Annotated in this window: 6 protein-coding genes (1 of these 6 cut by a window edge); 3 read left to right on the top strand and 3 right to left on the bottom strand. The window is 63.2% G+C overall.

Translation table 11 applies throughout. From position 1 onward, the window contains the following. The first annotated feature begins 24 nt into the window (after positions 1-24). Positions 25-3,846, top strand: coding sequence for an nSTAND3 domain-containing NTPase (locus M2352_RS16975; RefSeq protein WP_264665739.1), 3,822 nt, complete (start codon positions 25-27; stop codon positions 3,844-3,846). A gap of 226 nt (positions 3,847-4,072) precedes the next feature. Here M2352_RS16975 and M2352_RS16970 read toward each other — a convergent pair whose 3' ends face one another. After that, positions 4,073-5,962 (bottom strand): hypothetical protein, encoded by a 1,890-nt coding sequence (locus M2352_RS16970; protein ID WP_264665738.1) that lies wholly within the window; start codon positions 5,960-5,962, stop codon positions 4,073-4,075. Between the two features lie 84 nt (positions 5,963-6,046). On the opposite strand from M2352_RS16970, the gene M2352_RS26605 reads away from it, so the two are divergent. Both M2352_RS26605 and M2352_RS26600 read left to right on the top strand, forming a co-directional pair. Beyond that, positions 6,047-6,481, top strand: a complete 435-nt coding sequence (locus M2352_RS26605; protein WP_264663615.1) for an IS5 family transposase — start codon at positions 6,047-6,049, stop codon at positions 6,479-6,481. Further along, entirely contained in the window at positions 6,433-6,837 is a 405-nt protein-coding gene (locus tag M2352_RS26600) for an IS5 family transposase (RefSeq protein ID WP_406567259.1), read from the top strand. Before M2352_RS26605 ends, M2352_RS26600 begins: the two co-directional genes overlap by 49 nt. Positions 6,838-7,747: 910 nt before the next feature. Here M2352_RS26600 and M2352_RS16960 read toward each other — a convergent pair. Next, on the bottom strand, positions 7,748-8,176 hold the full coding sequence (locus M2352_RS16960) for a hypothetical protein (protein ID WP_264665736.1): 429 nt from the start codon (positions 8,174-8,176) through the stop codon (positions 7,748-7,750). Positions 8,177-8,426: 250 nt separating this feature from the next. Then, positions 8,427-11,596, bottom strand: the 3' portion of a protein-coding gene (locus M2352_RS16955; RefSeq protein ID WP_264665735.1) for a DEAD/DEAH box helicase. It continues 151 nt past the right edge of the window; 3,170 of the gene's 3,321 nt are visible here — the last part of the coding sequence; the start codon falls outside the window, past its right edge — the gene reads right to left on this strand; the stop codon is at positions 8,427-8,429.

Raw genomic sequence — 11,596 nt, 5'->3', positions numbered from 1 at the left:
GACCACAAGAACAAGCAATTCGGAATGACAATCGAGATCACCGGTCAGGAGAAGTACACTTTCCAGGACCTTGTCTGCGCTGAGATGATTCTACGCTTTCACAGTTTTGTGGACGCCACCTTCCATGTGGAACCTGACGGCGGCGAAGATGGTCGGCTTGTCTTCGGCACCAGCAAGCCTGGGATCACGGCGGAAATTCAGGTTAAGGGCGAGAAGAATCGGGTCACGCTTGACAAGCTGGCAACGTGGTTGGCGCACTTCAGGCCATACAAGTCGGACAAACCCCTGCTACAGCGACTGATCGACGATCCAGAACTTTACGTGGTACTGGTTACGACAGGGGAATGTTCTGACAGTGCCGCGGTCTACAGGGCAGCTAAGTGTATGGAGTGGGACGGAGAATGCCACGAGAAAGGTACCGTCCGGCAGGCCGATGCGTCGAACCTGCTGACGGCGTTTGGTCAAGTCAGACTGGCGAAGAGTACAGATGAGGACACGTCCCTAAAAAGCCGTCGGGAGGAGCGCTGCCGAGAACTGGCGGGGACGATCTCTGTCAGGGAAATGGCGAAGGCGCTTCACCGCCTCATCATTATCGACCGCGTCGGCCAGCAGGACGTTCAGGATCGGTGCGAAAGGCACCTCTGGCGGCACCGGATTCCCGGCGATCGTGCCCCTGTCATAGTACGAGATCTACGGGATGCCATCATCGACCTTAAGAAAAAGGGAGATGCATTCTCAAAGGCACGAGATATTATTGCCGCCGCAAAGCCGCCAGCAATCCGCCCCGCCGGTTATATCGAACGTGGCAACGAGCATAATCTTATCGAATTACTCAAAGATGACAATATTTTGCTCTTATCCGGTGCGCCACGGGTAGGAAAGTCAGATACGGCCTGTTGGATTGCTGCGGAATTCGAGGATCACGGATACCGTATCCATAAGGCAAGAGAGGTCGCATCGGCGGAACGCTTCCTGCTCGATGCCAGCGATTATCCGAGATTAGTAGTCCTTGATGATCCCCTCAGCTCCATTAATGCAATGGAAAACGCAACGGAACTGCTCAAGCTCCAGCGTCTTTTCAAGGATCTCAGTAACAATCGGAAGCTGATCGTAGCACAACAGCGCGACATGTTGTTGCATATCTGCGGAGTGCAGGAAGTCTCGGCTGTGCGGACCGGTATGCACCGCTGGCACGATCTCGAACAGGTACCGGCCAACTTCCTGCAGCGAGTCTGGCTGCAGTTCTCAATTACGTACAATGTCGCGTTCGATCTAGCAGCGATGGTTGAGCGGGCAATTACGGCGGGCGATATCGCGTTCGGAGTGGGCAGTCTGCTCTACTTGGCTGCCAATGCCGGAGAGTTGCCTCCAGGCGCCAGCGTCGAGGACTTCCGTCGGCTGGCAACGCAGGAGGCTGCGATCCTGGGCCGTGCGCTCGCGGCCGAAGGATATGAACAGCTGTTAATGAGCATGGCCGTCGCCTCGACCGTACAGGAGCCCATCGCCAAGGTCGAGCTGGCCTTTGTTGCTGGCGATGGTGGAGAAGGTCTTCCTGGAAAGGCGAAACTGCTGGGCCTCATTGTCATGGGCGGAGTGGAAAAGCCTACGGAGAAACCGCAGTACGAAACGGAACCGCGGCTGTCCACTCAAGCCGAGGATAGCCTTGAGGAACTCGAGAGACGGACCATCCTCAAAGTCGGCGTGAGCAGCCATATCGGCTTCAGCCATGACCACTATAGGACAGCCGCAGAAGCCACCGTTGACGGCGCGACACAAAACAACGCCAATAAAGCCATAAGGATGGTGGAACGCGGTCTCTTCTGCAACAGTCCGTCGACGTCCCGGGCTACCGCCCGAAATCTATCCTGGATTCATCAGGTCCTCGGGCGCCGTCCCAACGCACGAGAGAAAATTCTAGACCTTGCCATTGAGGGATTGAAAAAATCCTTCTTCCCCTCAACTCGTGACTTCTGCCTACGCTTCCTGATCAGCAAACTAGGGAGCATGCCGGATCGGGCGGATCAGATTGGCGAATGGGTGCAGAACGCAACTTGGGGAGACCTCCGCGATTTCGAGTGGGTCGATGGCAACGCGCGGCTCCCATTGGGGGAGTTTACCGGCTACCGATTCTCGGTTGGAACTCAAAACGGGAATTCGGCGTCCACAATCGCAGCGAACATGGAACACCTGGGGAGCGGCAGTCGCCTGCCTCCCGAGTCCGTCGCGAGCGTGCTGGGCTATCTCGGACACAAGCCTGAAAGACTTTCGCTGACAATCATGCAGCGCCTCCTCAGTTACGAGGAGGCGGCGATCCGGGCAGAGGCTGCCAAGATCTGGCTGGGCGTTCCGCGTACGAATGATGAGCATGTGCTGGATCGGATTTTCCGTGACGACCACCCGCGGATGGCGAGAGCAGCCCTGGATGGGATCGCGGCCGGCTGGGAACAGATGCGCGAAGAGCGCCGAAAGCTGGTTCTGGCAGGACTCATCGGGATGGCTGAGTCTCCCGTGGCAGCCGCATCTCTAATGGAATCGCTAGTTTTGGTAGGCCGGCATGGCCGTCCTGGCTTCCTCACGGCTTGGCCGATCTTCGGGACAATGATGCCTGTGGTCATGCGATCTCTGCCGGCGCAAACAGCTTTCACGCCGGCACGGCTTTTCTGCGCCGCCATGGAAGCTACGGGCACCTTACCGCGGGAAGCGATCGTTGCGCTCAGCGACGCCTGGATCGGGTGGCTTGAGCGTGAGATTGCCGGCGGTGCATACCCGGACGACTTCTCCCTCGGAGTTGCCGATATCCTGATTGCGGGCACCCGGGGAACGCCGGCACTGCGCGCGGGTCTCGTGCAGCGGTTGCTCGGTTTCCCGGGAACTAGCGCTCCTCTCGTGTTCCTGGCCGATCTGGTCGATGAATGGGACGCGCTGACGGAAGAGGAGCGGACCGAAATCGAGAGGCTCATCAGCACGCCCAGGAGTGATGCGCGGTGGCTTAGGGCCGCTGTTCTGACTCGAACCCTTGTTCCCGAGCGCCTGCAGGCAGCCATCCTCGGCGAAGGGCTCAGGCTGGATGTCGGCGCCGACCAGTTGGTGGCGCGCCTGAACCCCGATCTGCTCTCGGCCGTCATCCATCTTTATGCCGGCCGGCCAACCATCCTTGCCGTGCTGGCAAAACACCATGGCGGGAAGGACGTTTGGGGCCCCGTCGTCGAAAGACTCTCCGGAATACCCACCCATCCGCTCTTTGATCTCGCATGGCGCGAGCTATTGTTCGATCCGGATGACGGGCAGGTGGCGCAATGCGTGATGGCCCTACGTGCAGATGATGCAGAGCGCGTGCTCAATCCTCTGCTGCTCTCGACGATCAGCAATGGACCTTATCGGCTGATAAAAGCTTGGTCGGCGTTCTTGTCGCTCTCGCCGAACGAGACCCAGCATGCGGCGTGGATCGGCCGCATCGCGGAGGCGGCGCCTGCGGCCGTGGGCGGGCTTTCACAGCTCAAGGATTGGCTGCCGGGCGCTGACTTGAAGGCCATGCTTCCGCACGTCCGCAACGACCTGTCCGTCATCGACGCCCTAATGAAGGTACAGGAGTTGATGCAGATGAACACCTCCGCAGAACACCGCCACGCCTTGGCCCAAGGCATCGTGAAGGTTTTAAGCGACCATCCCCCCGCCTTCATAGACACGTGCGATGAAGTGGAATTCATCTTAGCGGAACTGGAATGCGATACGGAATTCGGGAGCATCGTCCAGGAGTCTCGGAAGGTAGTGTTTTCCTCCCACAACGATATTCGACAAGCCCTCGAAGGGCCTGAGCCCACGATCGAGGACTGGGCGAGACCGTGATCATATTTATCCAGTGAACCTTTCAGTTACCCACATATCACCACCGGATCGGCGGTGTAGTCCTCGACCCTGGTCCTTACATCGGCCGAGACCAACTTGCTGGCCCGGCTGGCGGCGCGGGCAAGGCTCGCCTGCTCGGTCTGGTGCTCCACCACAAGCCTCGGCGGTCAACCGCATCGCCGACCTGCTGCCCTGGAACCACGTGCCATGCCCGCTTGAAGGCATATCAACCGTTGGCGCCAACCGCCGGCGACTTAAGGACGGATTCCAGACGGTCCCTGATCGGACCAGCCGGAGCGAGCGAGCAGGCCTTGCGTAGATCCTCGATCATTTCGCTCTCCCCGAGCGCCGTGCGGATCTCGTAGCGGTGCTCCCAGAACTCATGGAAATGCGATTGGCACTGCGCGTCTGAGAGAGCGCGGTCGATCCAGACCAACGCCTCGTCGGGCTCTCCGTGTCCGAGCAGCGCCAACGCCAACAGGCGCTGGAGCCAGCCGTTCGTCTTCAGATCCTCCCTCGCTCTCAGGATCGTCTCGGCCTCCGGATAACGACCCATAACGATCAGGAGTTCGGCCTTACGCTGAATGTTGAACGGCGAAGACTTGGTTGCGCCCTCGAATAGGTCGAGCGCCAGTTTCAGCGCATCGCCGCCGTCAGCCCCTCGACTACGGCCATATTCGAACATGACGTCCGCGAAGCCGTTGCGCGTTTCATCGTCCTCGAACTGCTCCGTGTCCGGCTTCGGGATCGCCTGCAGCACCCCATCCAGAACCTCGGGTGCCTCCTTCGACCAGAAGCGGGCCACGGCCGCCAGCGTCTTGTAGGCCTGCTCGACACCGGCGGATGCATTCTCGACGATGGTGCGGACGATGAAGTCCTGGCGTGGCCATAAAATCCGGATACGGGCCGCCTCCACGCGCCATGGCATGTCCTGCATCACCGCCAGAAGCACCGAGGGCGAAACGGTGCCCGGCTCGGCCTCGGCCGACTTCATGACCTCCTCACCCAGCGCGATGGCCTTATCGTTCTCCTTGGCATGCTTGTAGCCACGCATGAGCTGAAGCCGCGAGGCATCTAGCGGCGCGGCGCTCGCGAGAACGGCTTCGAACTCCTTCCACGCCTCGTCACGAAGACCGATCCACGCGAGAGCTTTGCCACGATGATGGCGGATCTCCGAGCGCTGCCGCGGTGTGAGCCCCAGAATCTTCTCCAGATCGTTGAAGAGCGGGAGCCCACCTTTCGCGAAGGCGGTGGCTTCGTCCCGCCCGACCTGCTTGGTGCGCAGATATAGCCACTCGAATGTCTCGATGATCGTCCGGAACAGGAGCGGATCGATGGGTCGACCTGCCGTTGAGAGCCCTGCCGCCTGCTGAACGGGATCATCCAGATCGAGCGCGTCGCTGCCTTCGGGACTGGTGATCTCCAGCAGCGCCAGGACGTAGGCGGGCCGCCTGTCCCCCGCCTCCACGAGGGCACGAAGGCGGTCGCGCAAGCTGAAAGCCGCAGTCCGAAAGCTCAGATCGTTGAGCCCTGACGTCTCCGTCAGGTAGCGCTCGAGCACATCGTTCCAGCGCGACCGCCGTTCGGCCGACCACCAGTCCAAACTCGAAAGGCTCGCGAACACGACGTCATGAAGGCGAACCGTCGACGGCAGATCGGAGGCAGTTAACGCTCGCTCATTGAGCTTTCTTATCCCCGCCGGCAGGATCGCCTTGCGCAGGAAGCCGTAGTCGCATTCCGGTTTACCCACCCATTCGAAGAGCGAAAGCTCGTCCTTCAGCACTTCGCGGTAGCGGTCTAGCAGCCGATCGGCGAGCCGCTGCTGCGGGTCCGCAAGTTGACCGACGGCTTGGCAATCCAGTTCGATGTCTTCCCACATCGCCCCGTTGCGGACTGCCGCGTTCATGAGAGCGAAGCTCAGCGGATGTCCGCCCACGGTTGCCCAGATGGTCTGGAAGACCTGGGCCGGGCATGGTTGGGCGGCCGCCCCGTCGAGGATCGCCTGCGCCTCACTTTGGGTCAGCTCGGGGAGGCGATACTCGCCGGGAGTGATATCCCTCACGGTCACCAGGACATGCGAGCCGGGGCCACAGAGCGCCACAAGGTCCGCCTGCACGACGACCCCTAGGCTCTGTGGACAAAGGGGCTTCCCAACGGAGGGAGAATCTGATTCAAGACTTCATTTGGATGGGAGGTCTTGATGGAGCGCGGGGAGATATCGGATGGCGAATGGGCGGTGATTGGCCCGCTTTTGCCTTCGGAGCGCGGGCGAGGCTGCCGGCCAGCCCATGACAATCGCCGTTTTTTCAACGGGATAAACTATGTTTTGCGTACTGGTATTCCCTGGCGGGACTTGCCGGAGCGCTATGGAAACTGGAATTCGATCTTTCGACGGTTCCGGCGCTGGTGTGTCCAAGGGGTCTTCGACGAGATCCTCGAAACGCTGGTCGAGTTGGGCATTACCGACGACTGGAAGGATCAGATGGTCGATAGCACGACGGTTCGGGGTCACAGCCAAGCCGCGGGCGCAAAAGGGGGACCTGCGCGGCGGGATTTGGTCGTTCGCGCGGCGGCTTTACGAGCAAGATCCACGCACGGTGCGATCGGACCGGGCGGCCCCTGGCCTTCATCGTGACCGGGGGCGAGGCATCCGACAGCAAGCAATTGATCCCTTTGATGGAAATCCCGCTGGAGATCCCCTCTCCCAAGGCCCTGCTCGCCGATGCCGGTTATGATAGCGATGCCAACCGTGAGCATTTGCTGATCCGGGCTATCCGTCCGATCATCAAGCCGAACCCAACCCGCAAGACAATGCCCGCTTTTGACAAGGAGGCCTACAAGGCTCGCAACAAAATCGAAAGAATGTTCAACAAACTCAAACAGATGAGGCGGGTCGCAACCCGTTATGACAAGACCCGCTCTTCCTTCATCGCCTTCGTCAAGCTCGCCGCTATTCGTATTTGGATACCAACCTTTGTCCACAGAGCCTAGTGGGTCGTCTATGACCAGGAGGCAGCGCTGGCGCTTCAGGAGCGTAGCGATGTTCCGCTTCGTGCCGCCGCGCACGAGCGGCAGTGCCTTTAGCGCCGCTGCTCCCTTGAACTCGTCCGGCTCGAGCCATATCCTGAGATCGTAGTTCTTCGCGGCGTCCACACCAAAGGCGGTGGCCGCCTCCGACTTACCGCATCCGCCGATGCCGGTCAGGACCAGGCAGGGACTGACCGCCAAGCGCCGGCCGATTTCGGCGGTAACCGTCGGTCGAGGGCTGTGCAAAGCGGGCAGTTTGGGAAACAGCAGGTCACTCGCCGCCTCGTCGCGCATCTGCGCGAGCTCCGGAAGGTATTCCGCCAGTTCCTCGATCGCCGCATCGTTGAAGAGCAAATTCCGGACGATCCAAGCGGCGATGCTCTGCGCACCGAAGATGCCGATCGAGCGGCCTTTCATCCGGTCCTCTTGCAGAACCTTCTTCTTGAAGTCGTCTGCGATGATCGGGCGCTTCTCCTCCGCCGCGATCAGCAAGATGCGCTTCGCGTCCGGCCTGCGCGTCAACGCCTTGGTGATGTCGCCCGACGCCTTTTCCATCCCGGCGGTGAAATAGTCGGTCTCGGCGGAATATTGGGCGACGACGGCGCCGTCATCACTGGTGCTGTCCAGCACACGGCTGACCGGAAGCCCCAGGAAGTTCACGCCCGAGTGCTCGAGCCGGGCGTGAAGCAAATGGTCGAGCAGCTTGCCTCCGAAATCCTCGAAATCGCCCGCAATCAGCTTGATTGCCGGTATGAGCCGCTGGACCATCCGCCGCTGTGTCTGGACCTTCATTAAACTGGGAACTCCCTTTTTAACCAGCGCGAATTGAACCGGCGCGGTCCAGACGTTTCGAGCTATCTCGACCGACACGTGCTTAACGGGCCGCCATGCACCTTATACCAAGTCCTGCGGAGTACGACTCATGCGGCGATTCCCGCAGGACAGCGCCGTGTGATTCCCCGGAGGGACCACAGCGACGAGGTCCGTCATAGCCGCTCCGGTTGGTGACGGTGGCACCGACGTCCAGCATCACCACCGAACCGGCGGGCACCGCCAGACAGGAGAAGCCGACGTCCCAGACGTCCTGCGTCACCCGCGCGGTGACGATCCCGCCGCGCTCGGTCACCACATGGTTTACCGTCAGCAAGGGGATTGGCGTCCCCGCCAGCACGAGGCAATCGGAACCGGTAATGGTAAAGTCCGACGCTCCTGCCTGGGCAGAGGCGACGCTCGCCCCCTCCTCCTTGCGGCTCCAGCCGCCAACGCCGGCTTCCATCGCCTTCTTGCGCAGTTGGTTCTCCATCGGGGACGCCTTGGCCTGCGGCCGTGCCGGCGGAGGAGGCGGTTCCTTCTTCTCGATGCGGGGGGCCGGCGGTGGGGCTGGTGCCGGCCTGGGCGCCATGTCCTCGTAGCTGGACAGCCGTGGTTTCGGCTTCTCCGGACGCCTGCCCCCAGCCGCCAGATGAAACGGCCCGGCGCTGACGCCAAGTCGTTGGCGGCGCGGATCGAAAGGGCCGCAGCCACCGTCGACGGGATCGACGCCACGATGAAGGTCATTCCGCCAATGACCAGGCGCCTTCCTCCTCGTCGGCAACGTCTTCCAACTCAAAGGGCAGTTCATCACATTCACCGGGAGGTTCACGCAGATCGAACGGCCAAGACACGACGGGAAGTGCTGCGGCTGCGACGGCGAACACCCCGGTGTTTACCCAGGCTGCGTGAGAGCCGACAAGATACATCACCTTTTTCGCTCGCGTGGCGGCGACATTCAGGATGTTCGGCGTCCCGCCTGCCCAGTTCCGCGATCCGCGGCTGGTCTCCGCCGAGGCCCCCAGGACCAGCAGCACGGCCTCCGCCTCCTTGCCCTGGAAGGTGTGGACCGTCCCGATGTGCGCCCTCCCCCAATCCTCCTTCGGCTTCTTTCCCTCAATGCCCAGCTCGTCGAGGACGCCGCTCTTCAGCACGAAGCTCCTGAGCTTGTCCGCCACGGCCCGGAAGGGGGAGATGATGTACAGGCTGGGCTTCCGGATGCCCCGGACGCCCAGCTTCCGCAGGAGGTCGACGACCGCCTCACCTTCCGCCTTGCTCCATTTCTCGGCGTTGGACCGGACGTCGATCCAGGCGCTGCCGGCAAGCCACGGTGACAGGGCATCGGCGATGGGGGACGCCGGCTCCCCCGCCGCATGCACCATCAACCCGCCATAGGCGATCTCGTTGGAGATCGAGAACATCGGGTCCTGGCAGCGGCGGTGCACGAGAAGCGGAAGGCCGATCTCCCGGACGTCGGCGCCCGCGCCCATGCGGGCCATCAGCGGACTGACGGCGTCGGCGAGGGTCTGCGCGGATGCCCGCGGCGCCGCCCACAGGTCGGGGTGCGCTCCGTAGCTGGCGCAGATTGCCCGGACGAGACCCGTGGGAACCTTCGACACCGGTTCGATCTGCAGCGGATCACCGATGATGAGCGCGCGTTGCGACCGCCACACGGCGCCAACCCCCGCCTGCGGTGTCGCCTGACCGGCTTCGTCGACGATGAGCCAGCCGATGGCTCCCTCACCCACCCCGTCCATCAGCCGGTCGAACGAGGCGAAGGTCGTCGACACGAGCGGCACCATCAGGAAGAAGCTGTCCCACAGATCGCCAAGATGGGCATCGGCGCCGGACGGCGTGCGCTTGCCCTTGAGGTGATCCATCATCAGCCCGAGGTTCGACTTCATCGGCCCGGCGGCGGCGTCGATGAACGCGCGGTGCAGCCGCATCGCGGCGGCGAACATCTCATCCCGCGCCGCGGTGAAATCGGGGTCCGCCCAGGCACTGGCGGTGTGAATGGCTTTGTGGGAACCGCTCCAGAACGACGGCCCGAGTTGGGTGCCGGCGCAGACCTCCGGACACCGGGCCTCCAGGTCACGCAACTGCGCCCATCGTTCCCGGCTGGCCGTCAGCGCGGTCTCGGCCGCTCTTGCCCGTGCGTCCGCCGTCTCCATCCGGGTCCCGGCGGCAGACAGTTCGGTTCGGGCCGCCTCCTGGTCGGCCAGCATGCGCCGCAGGAGGTCCATCGCCTCCTCCTGCCGTTGCCGCCAGCGGGCGTCCAGGCCCAGCCAGCGAAAAACAGGAACCGGCTGAAGGGCGGTGTTGCCGTCGAGCAGACGGCGCGCATCAGCGACGGCGGCGTCGAGCCGCGCCAGCGCCAGTTCCGCAGCGCGGCGGGTCTCCCGTGCCCTGTCCGCATCCTCGGCAGCGGCACGGTGCGCCGCATGGGCGTCGTCCATGGCCTGCTGAACCGAGGCCGCCGTCCACAGCGCCGTGCGGATCTGCTCGCGCAACGCCTGCATGCCGGCGGCCGACGCCCGCTTCTCCCGGTAGTCAAGGCAAGCCTGCCGCCAGCGTTCCATGGCCGCCGCCTTGTTCCGCGGCGGCGTTTCGACCTCGACGATCGTCGGGGGCGGATCGCCCGCACGATCGCGCTTCACCCGCCCAGTCACGGCGGCGAGATACTTTTCCAACCCCCAATCCGGATGCCACCAGGCGTCCTCGACGAATTCCGCGCGGTTGGCCATGTTGCCGAGCACCGCGGCGATGAGCCCCCAGCAACTCCCCGCCTTGCCGTGAACGGCATCGGCGGTGCCGGGGAAATGGCGCACGCCGACATCCGGAGCCACCGTTCCGGCGAGAGGCAATTCGGCGCTGACGTTCCGCACGGCGGCGTTGTTCGAGGAGGCGACCACGATGCCGCGCCCCCGCAACTGGGCGTCCAGCCTGTAGAGCGTCTGCCGGCGGCCACCTTCGGCGACGAGGTTCGCAGGCGAAAAGGCGGATGCCGGGTCTTCGAACCCGAGCAACGCGTCGGCCCGGTCGAGGATCACGGCGGCGACGACGTCGCGCAGCAGCGTCGTCTTGCCCGTGCCGGGCGGCCCGTTGATGGAGAGCATCCCGCCATCCGCCAGATCGCGCATGGTGGCGTTCACCGCCGCCTGCTGCAACGTCACCAGCTTGGCGGGCTTGGGAGCCGGCCAGCGGGCCAAGGGCAGACGGCGCGGCGCCAGCAGATCCTCCAGCAGCGCCTTATCGGCCAACACGTCGCGGCGGTGCGGCGGCGACCGGTTCCCGAGATAGGTTTTCAGCATCGGCCCACCTCCACCGGCCTGCACGGCGGTGCGGATGCGGTGCAGGTCGCGGAGGAAGAAGCTGTTGATGATGTCGACCGGCTCCTTCTCGCCGTCCCCGATGACGCGGATGGCGACCCGCGACCGCTCGAGCACCTCCTTCGGCAGGTTCAGGCACCGCTCCAGAGCGGTCATACCGAGGACGAACCCGCGCCTGGTCGTCGGAATCTGGCAGCCGTCCTCGGCGCGTTCGATCAGCGCGTCACCGATCTCCCGGCACAGGTCGTCCTGGACGTCCAGATACCGGTGCAAGCCGGATATCCGGCCGGCCAGGACCTCTCCGCAGGCCCAGCCGAAACTGGACAGCAGCACCTTGGACGACGGGAAGCCCCGTTCATCGAAGGAAGCCAACGCCAGCACGGCGACCCCCGACGCCTGCTCCCGCTCAGGACCATCCGGCTCGACGTTCCTGACCAGCAACTCGACCGCCGGCTTCACCTTGGCAAAGGCCACCGGCAGATACCAGCGGATGGTCTCCTCGTCGGAGAGCTTCAACCCCACCCGGTCACCCGCCGGGCTGTCCCAGGGCATCTGGCCGGAGCTGACGTCGAACGGCAGCAGCA

This window comes from Azospirillum fermentarium, assembly GCF_025961205.1.
GTDB lineage: Bacteria > Pseudomonadota > Alphaproteobacteria > Azospirillales > Azospirillaceae > Azospirillum > Azospirillum fermentarium.
This window is presented reverse-complemented; position numbering and strand designations above follow the sequence as displayed.

Bases quoted from the DNA above. Each gene is read 5' to 3' on its own strand.
- M2352_RS16960 (WP_264665736.1), bottom strand. From the start codon at position 8,176: ATGGAGAACCAACTGCGCAAGAAGGCGATGGAAGCCGGCGTTGGCGGC.
- M2352_RS16975 (WP_264665739.1), top strand. From the start codon at position 25: ATGACAATCGAGATCACCGGTCAGGAGAAGTACACTTTCCAGGACCTT.
- M2352_RS26605 (WP_264663615.1), top strand. From the start codon at position 6,047: ATGGAGCGCGGGGAGATATCGGATGGCGAATGGGCGGTGATTGGCCCG.